17 protein-coding genes and 1 pseudogene are annotated in these 16,884 nt (G+C 60.7%); 6 read left to right on the forward strand and 12 right to left on the reverse strand.

From position 1 onward, the window contains the following. Positions 1-79: 79 nt before the first annotated feature. Entirely contained in the window at positions 80-970 is an 891-nt protein-coding gene (locus AC3Y64_RS20340; RefSeq protein ID WP_008085522.1) for an AraC family transcriptional regulator, read from the reverse strand. A 191-nt stretch (positions 971-1,161) separates the two neighbouring features. Between AC3Y64_RS20340 and AC3Y64_RS20345 the strand changes: the two genes are divergently transcribed. After that, positions 1,162-2,214: an NAD(P)-dependent alcohol dehydrogenase gene (locus tag AC3Y64_RS20345; protein ID WP_489985049.1), complete on the forward strand. Its 1,053-nt coding sequence runs from the start codon at positions 1,162-1,164 to the stop codon at positions 2,212-2,214. Here the strand turns inward: AC3Y64_RS20345 and AC3Y64_RS20350 are convergent. The 6 genes from AC3Y64_RS20350 to AC3Y64_RS20375 form a co-directional block, all read right to left on the reverse strand. Beyond that, complete coding sequence (locus AC3Y64_RS20350; RefSeq protein ID WP_489988009.1) at positions 2,211-3,014, reverse strand: IclR family transcriptional regulator; 804 nt, start codon at positions 3,012-3,014, stop codon at positions 2,211-2,213. The genes AC3Y64_RS20345 and AC3Y64_RS20350 overlap by 4 nt on opposite strands. A 61-nt stretch (positions 3,015-3,075) precedes the next feature. Next, positions 3,076-4,386 carry an MFS transporter gene (locus AC3Y64_RS20355; RefSeq protein WP_158960047.1) on the reverse strand — a complete coding sequence of 437 codons (1,311 nt, stop codon included), beginning with the start codon at positions 4,384-4,386 and terminating at the stop codon, positions 3,076-3,078. Positions 4,387-4,560: 174 nt separating this feature from the next. Continuing rightward, entirely contained in the window at positions 4,561-5,709 is a 1,149-nt protein-coding gene (gene dgoD / locus AC3Y64_RS20360) for a galactonate dehydratase (protein WP_007908327.1), read from the reverse strand. A gap of 62 nt (positions 5,710-5,771) precedes the next feature. Continuing rightward, positions 5,772-6,392, reverse strand: a complete 621-nt coding sequence (locus tag AC3Y64_RS20365; protein ID WP_489985050.1) for a 2-dehydro-3-deoxy-6-phosphogalactonate aldolase — start codon at positions 6,390-6,392, stop codon at positions 5,772-5,774. Positions 6,393-6,411: 19 nt separating this feature from the next. Further along, positions 6,412-7,401 carry a 2-dehydro-3-deoxygalactonokinase gene (locus AC3Y64_RS20370; RefSeq protein ID WP_489985051.1) on the reverse strand — a complete coding sequence of 330 codons (990 nt, stop codon included), beginning with the start codon at positions 7,399-7,401 and terminating at the stop codon, positions 6,412-6,414. A 191-nt stretch (positions 7,402-7,592) separates the two neighbouring features. Continuing rightward, on the reverse strand, positions 7,593-8,075 hold the full coding sequence (locus AC3Y64_RS20375) for a GNAT family N-acetyltransferase (protein ID WP_158960043.1): 483 nt from the start codon (positions 8,073-8,075) through the stop codon (positions 7,593-7,595). Positions 8,076-8,195: 120 nt separating this feature from the next. Between AC3Y64_RS20375 and AC3Y64_RS20380 the strand changes: the two are divergent. The 5 genes and pseudogenes from AC3Y64_RS20380 to AC3Y64_RS20400 all read left to right on the forward strand — a co-directional run. Next, a pseudogene (locus tag AC3Y64_RS20380) lies at positions 8,196-8,386 on the forward strand (HD domain-containing protein); the annotation flags it as partial. 112 nt (positions 8,387-8,498) lie between these two features. Then, positions 8,499-9,695 carry an MFS transporter gene (locus tag AC3Y64_RS20385; protein ID WP_489985052.1) on the forward strand — a complete coding sequence of 399 codons (1,197 nt, stop codon included), beginning with the start codon at positions 8,499-8,501 and terminating at the stop codon, positions 9,693-9,695. An 82-nt stretch (positions 9,696-9,777) separates the two neighbouring features. Continuing rightward, entirely contained in the window at positions 9,778-10,119 is a 342-nt protein-coding gene (locus AC3Y64_RS20390; RefSeq protein WP_007908306.1) for a hypothetical protein, read from the forward strand. Between the two features lie 44 nt (positions 10,120-10,163). Beyond that, entirely contained in the window at positions 10,164-10,421 is a 258-nt protein-coding gene (locus tag AC3Y64_RS20395) for a hypothetical protein (RefSeq protein WP_489985053.1), read from the forward strand. A gap of 63 nt (positions 10,422-10,484) precedes the next feature. After that, the gene (locus AC3Y64_RS20400; RefSeq protein ID WP_489985054.1) at positions 10,485-10,865 is read left to right on the forward strand and encodes a Rho termination factor N-terminal domain-containing protein; all 381 of its coding nucleotides are present in this window, start codon (positions 10,485-10,487) and stop codon (positions 10,863-10,865) included. A gap of 534 nt (positions 10,866-11,399) precedes the next feature. Here AC3Y64_RS20400 and AC3Y64_RS20405 read toward each other — a convergent pair. The 5 genes from AC3Y64_RS20405 to araH all read right to left on the reverse strand — a co-directional run bounded on the left by AC3Y64_RS20405 (position 11,400) and on the right by araH (position 16,884). After that, complete coding sequence (locus AC3Y64_RS20405) at positions 11,400-12,329, reverse strand: PfkB family carbohydrate kinase (protein WP_489985055.1); 930 nt, start codon at positions 12,327-12,329, stop codon at positions 11,400-11,402. Then, positions 12,322-13,788 carry a purine-cytosine permease family protein gene (locus tag AC3Y64_RS20410; protein WP_489985056.1) on the reverse strand — a complete coding sequence of 489 codons (1,467 nt, stop codon included), beginning with the start codon at positions 13,786-13,788 and terminating at the stop codon, positions 12,322-12,324. The genes AC3Y64_RS20405 and AC3Y64_RS20410 overlap by 8 nt, the downstream gene beginning before the upstream one ends. Before the next feature lie 221 nt (positions 13,789-14,009). Beyond that, positions 14,010-15,008, reverse strand: coding sequence for an ADP-ribosylglycohydrolase family protein (locus AC3Y64_RS20415; RefSeq protein ID WP_489985057.1), 999 nt, complete (start codon positions 15,006-15,008; stop codon positions 14,010-14,012). After that, a complete protein-coding gene (locus AC3Y64_RS20420; protein ID WP_489985058.1) occupies positions 15,005-15,718 on the reverse strand; it encodes a GntR family transcriptional regulator in 714 nt (237 codons plus the stop codon). The genes AC3Y64_RS20415 and AC3Y64_RS20420 overlap by 4 nt, the downstream gene beginning before the upstream one ends. 197 nt (positions 15,719-15,915) lie before the next feature. Then, the gene (gene araH, locus AC3Y64_RS20425; protein ID WP_026000669.1) at positions 15,916-16,884 is read right to left on the reverse strand and encodes an L-arabinose ABC transporter permease AraH; all 969 of its coding nucleotides are present in this window, start codon (positions 16,882-16,884) and stop codon (positions 15,916-15,918) included.

Genomic DNA, 16,884 nt, shown 5'->3' on the forward strand with positions numbered 1-16,884 from the left:
GCCGTGTCAAACGACATCACGGCAAACTGAACCACCGCTATCGCTGGCAAGCCAGCTCCCACAGGGAGTGTGTAAATCCTCAGGCAGCGCGCTCGTCTCCCGGGCTGCGCTCGAAGTAGCGCTTATATTCGCGGCTGAACTGCGACGTGCTCTGATACCCCACGCGATGCGCGACCTGCGCCACGCCCAGCCCCTCAGCCACCAGCAACGTCTGCGCCTTCAACAAGCGCAAACGCTTCAGATACTGCACCGGCGACAACAGCGTGCTGCGTTTGAAGTGCTCATGAAAGGTCGACACGCTCATGTTCGCGCAACCGGCCAGGGTCTCGACATTCAACGGCTCGGTGTAATGCGCGTGCAGATGACTGATCGACGCCGCCACCCGCGCGAATTGCCCCTGCTGCTCGACCAACGCGCGCAACACATCGGCCTGCGGCCCGCGCAAGGCGACGAACAACAATTCACGCACCCGTGCCGGGCCGAGAATCTGGCATTCCAGCGGATCGTGCAGGCAGCTCAGCAACCGTTCGACACACCCTCGCATGTCATCGTCGAGCACCACCGACGTCATCGACTCCGGCGTCTGTGCCGGAATATGCCGGCCCGGCGCCAGTCCCATGGCCAGCACCAGCTCACCGAGCAACACCCGGTCAATCGCCACCGACACCCCGAGCAACGGCGCATCCGGCAAGGCAAACGTCTCGCACTCGAACGGCACCGGCAGCGCCTGAATCAGATAATGCCCGGCGCCGTACTCCATGGTGCGCGGCCCGAGAAACGCCAGTTTGCTGCCCTGGGCGATGATCATCAGGCTCGGTTCATAAATGTGCGGGCCACGGGCAACGTCGCAACTGGCGCGCAACACCTGCACACCGGGCAACCCGGTCGGGGAATAACCATCGCGCAGCGCCAACGGCTCGATCAACGAAACCAGCCGGGCATTGGCATCAAGATGACGGGTTAATTGCATCAAAACTCTTCACTGAAAATGTGGCGGAAAAAGGGATAAAAGCATCATCGCAGATCCTTTTGCCAATACGACCGATCAAACCCGCATGCCGGAGGATTAGGCATGAGACCCGGAGGAATCGTCATGGCCGACCGGTCAGTCGGCGCCCAGAATGCGCCGCCTCACTTGTTCCTGCTTTTGCGAGGTTTCACATGTACACCGCCATCGGCTATGCCGCCCAATCGGCCACCACCCCCCTCGCCCCGATGAAGTTCGAACGCCGCAGCCCGCGCGCCGACGACGTAGCCATCGAAATCCTCTACTGCGGCGTCTGCCATTCCGATATCCACCAGGCGCGCAACGAATGGGGTATCGCCGTTTACCCGTTGATGCCCGGCCACGAGATCGTCGGAAAAGTCACCGCGATCGGTGCGAATGTCACCCAGCATAAAGTAGGCGATCTGGTCGGGGTTGGCTGCATGGTCGACTCCTGCCGCACCTGCGAAGCCTGCCAGTCGAACCTTGAGCAATACTGCCTCGAAGGCCCGACCATGACTTACGCCACCCCGGATCGGGTCGATGGCAGCAACACCATGGGTGGTTATTCGGACAGCATCGTGGTCAGCGAACACTTTGTCGTGCGCATCCCGGAAAGACTCGCGTTGGCCAGCGCGGCGCCGATTCTCTGCGCCGGCATCACCACCTACTCGCCGCTCAAGCACTACGGCGTCAAGGCCGGCGACAAGGTCGGGATTCTCGGCATGGGCGGCCTCGGCCACATGGGCATCAAGTTTGCCAAAGCCATGGGCGCGGAAGTCACGCTGTTCACCCGCTCGGCGAGCAAGGCGGAAGAAGGTCGTCGTCAGGGCGCCGATCACGTAATCGTTTCCACCGACGCCGAGCAGATGAAAGCCGCTGCCGGTTACTTCGATTTCCTGCTCGACACCATTCCGGTGCAGCTCGATCTCAACCCGTACCTCGACACTCTGCGCTTCGACGGTGTGCACATTCTGGTTGGTCTGATCGAACCGATCGATCCACCTGTGCACGCCGGCAAACTGGTGATGAGCCGCCGTGTGCTGGCCGGTTCGTTGATCGGTGGCGTCGCCGAAACCCAGGAAGTGCTGGATTTCTGCGCCGAGCACAACATCACCTGCGACATCGAAATGCTCGACATCCGCCAGATCAACGAGGCTTACGCCCGCATGATCGCCGGCGACGTGAAGTACCGTTTCGTCATCGACATGGCGACGCTCAAGGTTTAAATCTTCAGACCGAGTTCCGCCGAGAGCCGGGCTGTGACCCCTTTGATCAGGGGAATCAGCTCGGCCATTTTTTCCAGCGGCATGTACGGCACGGTGCTGGCGATGCTGATCGCCGCCACGATGCCCTTGCTCGCATCCCGAATCGGCGCCGCCACACAGCGGATCGACGGTTCGTTGTCTTCCAGATCGAAGGCGTAGCCGCCGACGACGTATTCGGTCATGCGCTGCTCAAGCTGTTCCCACGATTGCTGGGGATGCTGCGGCCAGAACTGACTTTTCCCACCGGCCGGCAGGCTGATGTCGTACAGACGCTGCCAATCTTTCGGCGAATCATCGAGCATCAACGCCTTGCCGATACCGGTGCGCGCCAACGGCATGCGATGGCCGACCCGCGAGCGCATTTCCGGGCCGTTGCGCCCCGGATTCTTCAGCAAGTACAGCACTTCATCGCCTTCACGAATGCCCAAATGCACGGTGTCGCCGGTCAGTGCCGACAACTCGTCCAGATACGGCGCGGCCAGGGTCACCAGCGGCAACTCTTCGCGCGCCTGGAAACCCAGTTCGATCAGCTTCGGTCCGAGCAGATAACCGACTTGCGGCACCACGCGCAGGTAGCGCTCGTCGACCAGACAACTGGCCAAGCGATGGGTGGTGCTGCGTGTGGTGCCGATCAGCCGGGCAATTTCCTTGAGATCGCGGGCGCCACTGGCCACCGCTTGCACCACTCCCAAGCCGCGCAACAGCGTTTGCGTGCCGGTGGGTGCGGCGTCCTTGGTTTTTTCCGGGGCGTCTTCCTGCATATCCAGCCTTTTACCGTTGAGCGAAGGAACGGGCGGCATTATGGTCGCCCGACGCAGACCACTACAACTCGATACGCTCGACCTTGCCGACCAGCAGCACGTAGGACAAAGCACCGATCAAGGCGAGCACCGCGATATAGGTGATCGCCGGGGCGAACGAATCGCCGCTGGCGAGGAAGCCGATAACGATCGGCGTAGCAATCGCCGACAGGTTGCCGATGAAGTTGAACACCCCGCCGGTCAGCCCGAGCAGCCGTGCCGGCGCCAACGTCGAGACCAGCGACCAGGTGATCGAAGCCAGACCGTTGCCGAAAAACGCCAGCGCCAGAAAGGCAATCACCAGCGGCGTCGACTCAACGAAGTTGGCACCGATGATCGAGGTGGAAATCAGCAGGCCGCCAATGATCGGCAACTTGCGCGCAAACCCGACGGTGTAGCCGCGCCGAATCAGGAAGTCGGAAAAGAACCCCGAACACAGCACGCCAACGAACGCGGCAAGAAACGGCAGCGACGCGAGCAGGCCGGACTTGATGAAGTCCATGCCGCGATATTTCACCAGATAGGTCGGGAACCATGTGAGGAAAAACCACAACGTCGAGTTCAGGCAGAACTGGCCGAGGTAGATGCCCCACAACTTGCGTTTGGTCAGGACGATGCCTAAATCGGTCCAGCTGAATTTGGCTTTGACCTTGGCCGTTTCCTGCTGAATATCGACCAGACCACCGCCTTCACGGATCAAATCGATTTCGGCTTCGTTGGCGCCCTTGAAATCGCGAGGCTCGCGATACACCGCGTACCAGATCACCGCCCAAATGATGCCCACCGCGCCGGTCGCGACGAAGACCATGTGCCAGCCGAATTCGTGTTGCAGCCAAGCCAGCACCGGGGTCAGAAAGGCCAGGCCGACGAACTGCCCGGAGGTGTAGAAACCAATGGCCGTGGCGCGTTCACGCTCAGGGAACCAGGTGGTGACCACGCGGCTATTGATTGGATACGCCGGTGCTTCCAGCGCGCCGACCGCCATGCGCAATACGAACAGCGCGATGAAACTGGCGGCGAAACCGAGCATCACCGTGGCAATCGACCACAACAGCAACGCGACGCTGTAAAGAATGCGCGGTGGCACGCGATCCACCAGCCAGCCGCCGGGAATCTGCATGGCGGCGTAGGTCCAGCCGAACGCGGAAAAGATCAGGCCAACGTGAATCGGATCGATGCCCAGCTCACTGGTCAGCGCTGGCGCGGCAATCGACAGATTGCTGCGGTCGAGGTAGTTGATGACCACGGTGATAAACAGCAACACCATGATGAAAAACCGCTTGCGGCTGGGCGTGACTAAAGACGCCTGCCCGGTGAGGGTTTGCGGTTGCATGGGGAGAGCCTCTTTTTATGTTTATTGAGGTCGGCCTGAGGCCTGATCGTTCCCACGCTACGCGTGGGAATGCAGCCCGGGACGCTCCGCGTCCCAGGAGCGGACGCAGAGCGTCCATGGAGGCATTCCCACGCAGAGCGTGGGAACGATCTCATCGGGTGTGTCAGGCAGGACTCACCACTCGGCAAAACTGCCATCGGCATGGCGCCAGATCGGGTTGCGCCAGCGGTGCCCGACGGCTGCGCGCTCAATCACGTATTCCTCGTTGATCTCGATGCCCAGGCCCGGCCCGTTCGGGATCTTCACGAAACCTTTGTCGTAATCGAACACCCGTGGATCCTTCACATAGTCGAGCAAGTCGTTGCTCTCGTTGTAATGGATGCCCAGGCTCTGCTCCTGGATAAACGCGTTGTAACAAGCGGCGTCCAGTTGCAAACACGCCGCCAGCGCAATCGGCCCCAACGGGCAATGCAGCGCCAGCGCCACGTCGTAGGCTTCGGCCATGTTGGCGATCTTGCGGGTTTCGGTGATGCCGCCGGCGTGGGAAGCATCCGGTTGGATGATGTCGACGTAGCCTTCGCTCAACACGCGTTTAAAGTCCCAGCGCGAGAACAGTCGCTCGCCGAGGGCAATCGGTGTGCTGGTCAACGGCGCCAGTTCTTTCAACGCTTCGTAGTTTTCGCTCAACACCGGTTCTTCGATGAACATCAGTTTGTACGGGTCGAGTTCCTTCATCAGCACCTTGGCCATCGGCTTGTGCACGCGGCCATGGAAATCGACGCCGATGCCGACGTTCGGCCCGACCGCGTCACGCACGGCGGCGACGTTGGCCAGCGCAAGGTCAACCTTTTCGAAGGTGTCGAGAAATTGCAGCTCTTCGGTGCCGTTCATTTTCACCGCGGTGAAACCACGGCTCACCGCCTCTTTCGCCGCACGCGCGGTGTCGGCCGGACGGTCGCCACCGATCCACGAATACACGCGAATCTTGTCGCGCACCTGGCCGCCGAGCAGATCACTCACCGACACACCGAGGGCCTTGCCCTTGATGTCCCACAGTGCCTGATCGATACCGGCCAGCGCACTCATGTGGATCGCGCCGCCACGGTAGAAACCGCCGCGATACAGCACCGTCCAGATGTCCTCGATGTTGCGTGGGTCTTTGCCGATCAGGTAGTCGGACAATTCTTCGACGGCAGCAGCGACGGTGTGCGCGCGCCCTTCAACCACGGGTTCGCCCCAACCGGTCACGCCCTCGTCGGTTTCAACCTTGAGGAAGCACCAGCGCGGCGGGACGATGAAGGTGGTGAGTTTGGTGATTTTCATCTCTGCTCTCTTTTGTAAATGCAGCTCTTATTAGATGCAGCGCACGCAGCGCCAAAAAAGTCTTAACGAAGCGCCTTCCACGCAGCCACATAAGCCTTGGCATTCACCGCCACTTGCTCCGGCGTCATGCCCGGTTTGAACAGGCCGGAACCGAGACCGAAACCTTTCACGCCGGCGTCGATAAACGCCTGCATATTGTCCTGGGTGATGCCGCCGACCGGCGCCAGCACCGTTCCGGACGGCAACACCGCGAGCCAGGCTTTGACGACCGCCGGGCCCATCTGCTCGGCGGGGAACAGCTTGAGAATGTCCGCGCCCTCCGCCAGCGCCGCGAACGCTTCGGTCGGTGTGGCAACGCCCGGCGACAGAAACAGCCCCGCCGCTTTCGCTGCGCGCAACACCTTGGCATCGCTGTGCGGCATGACGATCACTTGACCGCCAGCCTCTTTCACCAACTCGACCTGTTCCGGCGTCAACACCGTGCCAGCACCGATCAGGCAATCGGCGGGCAAGGTCTTGCGCAGGATGCGGATACTTTCGTACGGCGATGGGGAATTGAGCGGTACTTCGATGACGCGAAATCCGGCCGCATACAGGACTTCTCCGACAGCGGCAGCTTCCTGCGGATGCAGGCCACGCAGAATCGCGATCAGACCGTTTTGCGCCAATGCTTGCTTGAGCATGTCAGGCCTCCAGTCAGGGTTAACGGGATGAGGAATCGATCAGTCCAGCGGCGAGCGCCAGTTGCCACAAACCACGCTCGGTGGCCTGCTCGGCCAACGTCACGTTGGCGAAACCACAGGCGTCGAGTGCGCGGCGGTAGCGGGCACAGAGTTGCGCGTTGCCGATGAGGATGATCGAAGGGAGAGTCGGGTTGTTGCGACGACGCCGCTGAACCGTAGCGAGTGCCGCCAGCTCATGGCCAATCATCAAGCCAGACAGATAATCCGCCTGCGCCGTCGGGCTCAGTTCACCGGTCAGCCCCAGCGTACGGGCACTGAACAAGGTCGACAGCACGCCGAGTTCACCGTCCGCCGACTGCGCAATCTGCACGCCACGATCAAATGCTTGAGCATCGAACGTCGCGCAATGTTGCTGGGTTCGACCGAGGATGCTGTGTTCACTGAGCACGGCGAACACTTCGCCGGTCATGAACGTGTCGAAATGAGTGATGCAGCCATCGACCACGTCGACCCATTTCGAGTGGCTGCCCGGCAGACCGATCAACAGATCAACGCCCGCCTCGACCGGCAGGCTCTGCAACACGCCAAGCACTTGGGTTTCTTCGCCACGCATCACGTTGGGCAAACGCGAACGCTGAATCACGCCCGGCACGATATGCACGACGGTGCCGCGAAGGCTGACAACTGTTTGTAGGGAGTTTCCGAGATTGGCGACGTTCGCCGGCGTCTCGCAGTAGGCCGCTTCACGCCAGCCCTGCGCACTGCCGACCATGCCACAGGCAATCACCGGCAGATCCGGTTGCGCATCGAGCCAGTCACCGCACGCCTCGTCGAAGGCCAATTCAAAACCATCGGCACATTCACGACCGTTGATTATTCGCGGGGTCTTGGGCAACTGCATGATCCCGGACGACAGCGAGCGCTGCTCCAGCACCACACCGTCCGCCGCGAGTTTGTAAGCACGTAATGAGGTTGTCCCCCAATCGAGCGCGATCAATTGCGCCAGCATCGCTTCACCTGTTTTGTTTTTGGCAGTGAGTGCGATGGACTATAAACCTTGGCGCGGTGAAATCTCAATATATAAATATCAATCCCATATTTTGGGATAAAGAAAAAAAAGATCGCAGGCTTCGACAGTTCCTACAGAGTTTTCACCCATTGCCTGTAGAAGCTGCCGAAGGCTGCGATCTTTTGATGAATTCAGTGACCTTCAGCGAATTCCCTCAGGACCTTGCCATCCATGCGATACCTCACCCACTCTTCCTGTGGTTGCGCGCCAAGGGATTTGTAGAAATCGATGGCCGGCGTGTTCCAGTCGAGCACGCTCCATTCGAAGCGACCGCAGTCGTTGTCGCAGGCGATTTTCGCTAGGTGACGCAACAGCGTTTTGCCGGCGCCGCCACCGCGTTGTTCGGGGGTGATGTAGAGGTCTTCGAGGTACAGGCAGTTGCTGCCGAGCCAGGTCGAATAGCTGAAGAAAAACACCGCGAAACCGATCGGCAGACCGTCGCGCAGGCAGATCAGACCGTGGGCGGTGGCGCCTTCGCCGAACAGGCTGCGTTCGATGTCGGCGACGCTGGCGATGACTTCGTGACGGGCCTTTTCGAAATCGGCGAGTTCAGTGATGAAGGCGAGGATTTGCGGGGCATCGCTGGGGGTCGCCGGGCGGATTTCGATCGTCATGGACGGGCCTTGTCGGAAAAGGAAAACGCCATACTAAGGCCGTGGGCGGCGCTCGTCACATGGCAAAACACACACTACCCTGCCAATGTTGCAACACTTGGACAATCTGACAGGACGCTTATGAGCTTTGAGTGTTTTACACCCGTAGCGGCACTGGCGACAGAGTTACTGCCACACGCACTGGAACTGTCCGACGACGGCGCCCATGACCTCGCTCACCTGCAGCCTGTCTGGCACAACGTGCGCACGTTGCATGAAGAAGAAGGTGGCGATCTTGAGCCGCCGTACTGCTGCACGATTGCGTGGCCGTTTGACCACTTACTCCGGCGCGCACTGATCCTGACTTCGCCATCCTCAGACCTAACCTGCACGCACGCCGTGGTAAACAGAGGACGCTGATTTTTCCGGTCAAGGAACCGCGTCATGTCTCAAGCAACACCTCAAGTGTCAGGCAAGTTGTTCGGCCTGTTCTGCCTCGCCAGTTACCTGCTGTCGCTGTCCTATGGCTCGACGTTTTTGCTGTCGTTGTTGATCGGTTCGCGCGGCGGCAATGAACACGATGCCGGCAGTGTGATTTCGGCGGCGATGCTCAGTACGTTCGTGGCGGTGCTGATGTCCGGGCACTTGTCCGACTTGCTTGGCGCGGCGCGTTCGATTGCGCTGTTCGGGCTGCTGCTGGTGGCGGCGAGTCTGGGCTTTGCGATGACGCCGGGGTTCGGTCATTTGCTGTTGTTTTTCGGCTTGTTGCTGGGCTTGGGCTGGGGCGTTTTCTATACGCTGGGGCCGATCATCGTCGCCAGTCTGGTGACCCCGGCGCAACGCGCCAAATACTTTGCGTTGTTGTCCGGCAGCATGATGACCGGCATCGGCAGCGGCCCATTGCTCGGGCGTGCCGCCAGTGCGCTGGGTCTGCCGGTGACCTCGGCGTTCTATCTGGCGGCGTTGGCGAGCCTGATCGGCGTGCTGCTGTTCTGGCGTCTAGGCGCGCGATTGAAAAGTACGCAAGCCACGTCAGCCGCGAGAATTACCTGGCAAGCGACAACTCAGGTACTCAGTTCCCGTGCGCTGTTTCCGATCATCATGGTTGGGCTTGGCGGTTGTGTGTTCGGCGGGTTGTCGAGCTTCCAGACCAGTTATGCCGCTGCGCGCTCGCTGGACTATTCGCTGTTCTTTCTTGGCTTCATGAGCGCGGCGATCAGCAGCCGGATGTTGATCGCCGGTTTTGTGGTCAAGCGTGATCCGCTGCGCGCGTCCTGCCTGTTGTCCGGGTTGATGCTCGGCTCCATCGTCTTGTTCGCGTTCGGTGTACACAGCGGCTTCAGCTATCTGCTGGCGGCGGTGATGCTCGGTGTCGGTTATGGCCTGACGTATTCGGTAATCAATGGCCTCGCCGCCAACGAAGCACCGAACGGCACCACGTCCCAGGCGTTGCTGCTGTTCAGTCTTTCGTACTTTATTGGTGTGTTTGGCTTTCCGTTGCTGGCCGGCAAAATCATCGTCGAACAGGGGATGGCAACGTTACTGCTCACGGTGTTGGCGGTAGCGCTGGCGAACTGGCTGATCACCCTTGGGCGCTTGCTCTGGCGCCGAATCAACGTCAAAACTGCAGCGACGATCTAGACCGTTCGTCGTTCATCAGGCACCAATCCGAGCATAGGGCAGACCAACGACAGGTAAGGATTCCAATCACTGGAGAAGCCCTATGATCCCGTCAAGGTTGACCGCATTCGTATTCAGCGCCCTGCTCTGCCCCGCAGTTTTCGCAGCATCCGCCACCGCTGCGGGCACTGGCCCTACCGACCCGACTCCACCACGCGCCCCCGCCATCAACAGTGCCCCCGGCATGAACACCGATGGCTCGGGCGTACCCCTGATCAATCAGCCTCCCGCCACCGGCACCGACCCGCGCACGCAGGGCAGTGACCCGGGCCGCCAAGGCGGCATGAACACCCCCGACGCCCCCGCCACGCCCGACAACGCGGGCCCAGGCGTCGGCTCTAAAACCACCACTGGTGGTTCCGGCTCCGAAGGTTCCGGCCAGTAGTTCGCCGACGCGAGCGTCCTATTCACACCCATGAAGAGGTAACCATGAACGTCGATAAAAACCTGGAAAAAGAAGTCCTCACCCGCCTGTTGCACGCCCACCCGACCGGTCTGGGCAAGGAGGTGCTGGACAATTACCGGGGCGAAAAGGTCGTTGCCAGCGCCCTCGCCGCTCTGCAGGATCGCGGACTGATTCACCACGGTCATGTGACCTGCAATGAGGCCGGCGAACATTCGTTGAACCTGCCGATCAAGCTCAGCGCGGCCGGCGTTGAAGAGGCGCGCAAGCTGGATCTGCAGTAGTCCAGGGGCCGTTCGCTGCCGAGCCGGCGAGCGGCCTGATCTGCATACAAGAGGAGAATTCCCATGCCTCGTGGAAGCAAAGATAAATACACCGCCGAGCAGAAGCGCAAGGCCGAGCACATCGAAGACAGCTACGAGAAAAAAGGCGTGTCGAAAGATGAAGCCGAAGCACGGGCCTGGGCGACGGTGAACAAGCAATCGGGTGGCGGCGACAAGGCCGGTGGATCCGGGCGCAAAAAACCGGCGAGTGCCAAGTCTGAGGATCGCAAAGAGTCATCGCGCCGCGCGGTCGCCAGTCGCGAGGGACATTCGCGCAACAGCAAGGCTTCGAAGGATACGCAGACAGTGGACAGCCTGATGAAAGAAGCCCGGGCGAAGAAGATTCCGGGACGATCATCGATGCGCAAGCAGGAGCTGATCGAGGCGTTGCGCAAGGCCAGTTGAGTTTTTCGATGAGGCCGATGGTCTCATCGCTGGCAAGCCAGCTCCCACAGGGGATTGAGGCAAGCCTGCCGAATTTGTGTGAGGCTGATGGCCCCATCGCCAGCAGGGCTGGCTCCCACAGGGATTGAGGCAAGCTTGCTGAATTTGTGTGGGGCTGATGGCCCTATCGCCAGCAGGGCTGGCTCCCACAGGGATTGAGGCAAGCCTGCTGAATTTGTGTTGGGCAAATTGCCCTATCGCCAGCAGGGCTGGCTCCCACAGGGATTGAGGCAAGCCTGCTGAATTGGTGTGAGGCTGATGGCCCTATCTCCAGCAGTGCTGGCTCCCACAGGGGATTGAGGCAAGCCTGCCGAATTTGTGTGGGGCTGATGGCCTCATCGCCAGCAGGGGCTGGCTCCCACACTGTATTGAGGCAGGCCTGCTGAATTTGTGTGAGGCTGATGGCCCTATCGCCAGCAGGGCTGGATCCCACAGGGAATCTGCGAACGACATCAATCCCGTGTGGGAGCTAGCCCTGCTAGCGATCGCGGTTGATCAGGCGCCGCTGGACTCGCAGATAAACGCATCCACTTCAGCCGCCCCCGGCGAAGTGGCCGGCCCCCAGCGCGTCACCGCCAATGCCGCTGCCGCATTCGCCCGGCGCGCCGCTTCCGGGGCAGACAACCCCTGCGCCAATCCCGCGACAAACACCCCGGCATGGGCATCACCTGCACCGTTGCTATCCACCGCTTTCACGGCAAACCCGGGTACATGCAGACGCTCACCGCGCTGATGAATCCAGCAGCCTTGCGGCCCGTCACGCACCACCATCAGCACCTCGTCAGGCAGATGTTCAGCGAGACGGTCCAGCGCCACGCCAATGTCCTGCGCCCCGGTAAACCGCAGCGCTTCAACACTGTTGCTGGTCCACACATCGATGTGCGGCAGCAGTGCCTGCATCATCGGTGCACCTGGCGACTCCACCAGCGGGCCCGGATCGAACACCACGCTGATGGTCGCCGGCAACGCCAATGTCCAATCCAGCAACGCCTGCGCCTTGCCTTCATGCAACAGGCTGTAGCCGCTGAGATAAACGTAATCGCCAGCCTCGGCCGCGACGCTGTTCAAATCCTCTAAAGTCACCTCACCTTCAGCGCCGATATAGGAAATGAAACTGCGCTCGGCTGACGCGTCCGTCAGCGCCACACACAACCCGGTGTCGCGTTGCGCAGGCTCTCGGATGCCGATCTGAATGCCTTCAATGTTCATGGCCTGGCGCGCCAGATCGCCGAACCGCCCGGTGCCATGCCGACCCAGATAAACCACCGGCAGGCCATTTCGCACCGCCGCCGCCATCACGTTGAACCCGCCACCGGCTTCGAAACCGGCCGACTGCGCGAGAACATCGCCGCCAATCTGCGGCAGTTTATCCACGGCCATGACCAGGTCGATGATGACCTGGCCGGTGTGCAACATCTTAGGCATGAGCATTCTCGGTTGGCGCGGCGCGGCGATCTTTCGCCCCGCCGAGGACGAAGTAAATGCCACCAGCGACGACGAAGGTCACGATCCAGCCGAGGCCGTTGTGGCCCAGCCACGAGTCGGACAGGAAGCCTTTGAACCAGACGTTCTCGGCGGTGGTGCCGATGGTGGTGAAACTGAAGCCGAGCACGATGGCGATCGCCCACGCGCTGAACGCACGCCATTCGATGCCGCCGTTGTACCAGTAGGCACTGCGCGGACTGACGTCGAGCAGGTCGGTGGGGCTGTAGTAGTGACGATGGATCAGGTCAACGATGAAGATCCCGACCCACGCGGTGATCGGCACCGCCAGCAGCGAAATGAAGGTAATGAACGGGCCGTAGAAGCTGTCAGCAATCAGCATGAAATAGATCGAACCAGCGAAGATCGCGACGATGTCGACCACCACGGCGTAGACACGTTTGACCTTCAGACCAAGGGTCAATGTGGTCAAACCGGCGGAGTACACCGACAGGTTGTTCGACAGCAGCAGGCCACCGAATGCGGTGATCAGGTATGGCACGGCCATCCAGGTTGGCAGCATGTCGCGAATCGCCACGATCGGGTCAGTCGCCGAGGCCAGATCGTTGTTGCCCACCGAGAGCAAGCCGCCGAGGGTAATCAGCAGCACCAGCGGAATGCCCGCACCAAACGCTGCAGACGCCACCAGACGCACGGCTTTGACGCTGCGATGCTGATAGCGCGACATGTCGGCGCCAGCGTTGGCCCAACCGATGCCGGTGCCGGCGGCCATGGTGCCGATGCCGATGATCATTGCGCTCATCGGCGCGGGCGTGGCGTTGAACACCGCGCTCCAGTCGATAGTTGCGCAGAGGAAGCCACCAACAAGGATGTTCAGCGCGCCGAACACGTAGGTCGCCCACTTCTGGATCACCAGCAAGGTCGCGTGACCGAGGCCGGAAACCGACAAGGTCAGCAGGACGAAAATCGCGATAAAGATCAGCGTCAGTACCGGTGCGCTTTTCGCCTCAACCGGTGAGCCGAACAGGATCGAGCACAACGACAACAGCACGAATGCAGCGGTGGTGGTGTTGACGGTTTCCCAGCCCAGACGCGACATCAGCGAGACCAGCGTCGGGCCGATATTGCCACGTACGCCGAAGATCGCTCGCGACAACGTCAGGCTCGGCGCGCGGCCACGACGGCCGGCAATCGAGATGATCCCGACCACGGCAAACGAACCGGCGGCGCCGATGATCGCAACGATGATTGCCTGCCAGATCGCCAGCCCGCGAAACGCCACCAGCGTGGCGCCCAATGGCAGACCGAGAATGGAAATATTGGCGGCGAACCAGACCCAGAACAGTTGCAGCGGATGACCGTTGCACTCAGCTTCCGGCACCGGTTCGATGCCGCGGGTTTCCAGTTGCCCGGCGCTTTGCCCGGCGTTTGATGAACTCATGAAGGTGCTCCTGTTTGCCTTTTTTGTGGTTGTGGCAATGACGCAGAATGACAAGACATTGCGGCCGTCCCGGGCCTGTCTGCGCGATCCATTGCGGGTGAATGATTCAAAAATTTTGGTGCGCCTATCGCTGGCAAGCCAGCTCCCACAGGTACAGAGTGAACCTTAAGGTGTGCACTTTCCCTGTGGGAGCTGGCTTGCCAGCGATGGCGTCAGCCCAATCAGCGCAAGGCCAAAAGCCCCTGCACCAACGGCTCAAGCTCCAGATCGTTGACGGTTTTCACTGTCTCGATCATCTCGACAGGCCAACACTCAAGACCCAGGCAGGCCCCGAGCATCGCACCGAGAATCGCCGCGATGGTGTCAGTGTCGCCGCCCAGACTGGCGGCCATGCACAGCGCATCGAACGCACTCATCTCACCGATTGCCACTTGCTGCGCCAGCGCGAACGAGACCACCACAGATTCCTGCGATGCCACCGAAGTGCCGATCACGTCGTAGAGCAAATCGGCGAGCAGCGCTTTGTCACTGTCGACGCTGATGCTGCGCGCCCAACTGATGCGCGAACCGATTCGACCACCGGCGACCCAGTGACCGTGCGTTTCCGCTTGCTGAGCGATCTGCTGGCCGAGGTTCAACGCCTCGCCCAGATCCACGCCATTGATGCCGGCAGACACCACCGCCGCCACTGCCGCCGCGCTGGAAATCCCCAGCGTGGTGTTGTGAGTCACCTGACAGGCCTGCACCACCGCCGCGATAAACCGCTCAGGATCGGCAACATCTGCCGCAATCCCCACCGGGGTAATGCGCATCGCCGCGCCGTTGGTGGTGCCATAGCGCCCGGCTTCTTCCGGCGAATGACCGGCGAGGATCATTTCGATGGCGCGTTTGGTCGACGGGCCGAGCAAATCCTGCGAGCCCTTGGCCTGCATCGCGGCTTCCCACTCGATCAGGCGTTGCGCGAGGACCGCCGGTTCGATGTGGCCATTGCCTTCAACCAGCAACTCGCCGACCAGAATCGCCTGCTCGGTGTCATCGGTGATCGAACCTTTGGGCATGTTCGCGGCGATCGGTTGCAGAGGTCCGGCGTCCTGCAGATCGGTGATTGTGCCGAACCGGGTCTTGATGGTTTCGCGGTTCAGCGATTGCGTCGGCATGCCCAGCGCATCACCGAGGGCCAGGCCATAAAACGCACCGAGGGCACGGTTGAGCGCGGTCATTTCGATTCTCCAAATTGCAGGTGCAGACGGAAATGCACCGGGTCGAGCAGGCTTTCGACCTGTTCCATGAAACGGTTCTGCCGGTCGTAGGTGGTACGCAGGGCTTTGAGGAACACCGTGCCTTCCGGGCGGCCGAGCAGTTCAGCGTCTTCGGCATTCAGCGGTTCAGCGCCGATCCATTGATCGCCGCGCTCGCCGACATACCCGTAGGCGGCCAACGTGATGGTCAGGGAATTGTCGATCAGACCGACGCGCGGCAGGCTTTCCAGGCCGCCGGTGGCCGGCATCAAAGAACGTTCAAGGGACACCAGCGTGCCTTCGGTGGAACGGCGACGGCGGTCAAGGGTGATGAATTGGTCAGTGCCGAACCGCGCCAGCAGATCGGGGCGGGTCACGGCTTCCAGACGCAGCACTTCGGTATGAATCATCGCCCCGCTGTCAGCCAGGGCTTGCGCCCAGCCGCTGCGTTGGTCGAGGGCAACACCATCAAAGGTAACAATGGAGCCGACGCCGCTTTGCGTAGCGATGTATTTGCGCCGCTTCAGTTCTGCCAGCGCCTCGCGCAGCGTGCCTCGGCTGACTTTGAATTCTTGAGCCAACTGATGCTCGCCGGGCAACAGAAAGCCGTCCTCCATGAGGCCGCTTTCGATGCGCCGGACGAGTTCGTCGACCACCCGTTGTTTCTTGTCAAATCGTACCTGTCTAATCATGTACAAATTGATAACCGAAACGGGTGCGGGCGAGCAAGGGATATTTGAGGAAGGTGACAGAAGGCGGGGAGCTGGAGCGATCCCCTGTGGGAGCTGGCTTGCCAGCGATGACGGCGGCACATTCAAAGTTGGGTTTGAATGTTATACCGCAATCGCTGGCAAGCCAGCTCCCACAGGTTTGCGTGTTGGGGATGGATTCAGCGTTGTTTAAGGCGGTCGATGACCACGGCCAGCAACAGGATCGAACCACGGATCACATACTGATAAAACGTATCGATGTTCTTCAGGTTCATCGCATTCTCAATGATCGCCAGAATCAACACCCCGGCAATCACATGCCGGATCATGCCGATCCCGCCGCTCAGCGACACCCCGCCCAGCACGCAAGCCGAGATCACCGTTAGCTCAAAACCCTGACCAATCATCGGCTGCCCCGAGGTCATCCGTGAGGCCAGAATCACACCCGCCAGCGCACCGATCACGCCATGCACGGCAAAAATAATGATCTTGGTGCGATCAACATTTACACCCGCCAGCAGCGCCGCTTCCTGGTTACCGCCGATGGCCATGGTGTTGCGCCCGTAGGTGGTGTAGTTCAGCAGCCAGCCAAAAAACAGAAAGCAGACGATGGTGATCAGGATCGGCACCGGCACGCCGAACAACTGGCCGTTACCGAAAACGAAGAACGATTCCTGCGACACGCCCACCGCTTTGCCGTTGGCGAAAATGTACGCCAGACCGCGAACGATCTGCATGGTCGCCAACGTGGTGATCAACGCATTGACCCGCAGCTTGGCGATGACGATGCCGTTGATCAGCCCGACAATCAGGCCCATCACCAATGCCGCACTGACACCGAGAAACACGCTGTTGGTGTCGCGCATCACCACCGCGGCGACCACGCCGGCGCAGGCAATCACCGAGCCCACCGACAAGTCGAAATGCCCCGACGCCAGGCAATACAACATCGTGCACGCGGCGATCCCGGTGGTGGAAATCGCCAGGCCCAAACCACGCATGTTCAGCGGCGAAAGGAAGTTGTCGATCAGCAGCGTACAGGCAACGAAAATGCCCACAGCCGCCAGCAGCATGACCCAGTCATCAAGGAAGCGGCGCATGTCCAGCGGTTTGCGCTCTTTGGGCAGGGTTTCGTTTTGGGTTGTCAT

This window comes from Pseudomonas sp. 4CAES_32.4, assembly GCF_058136335.1.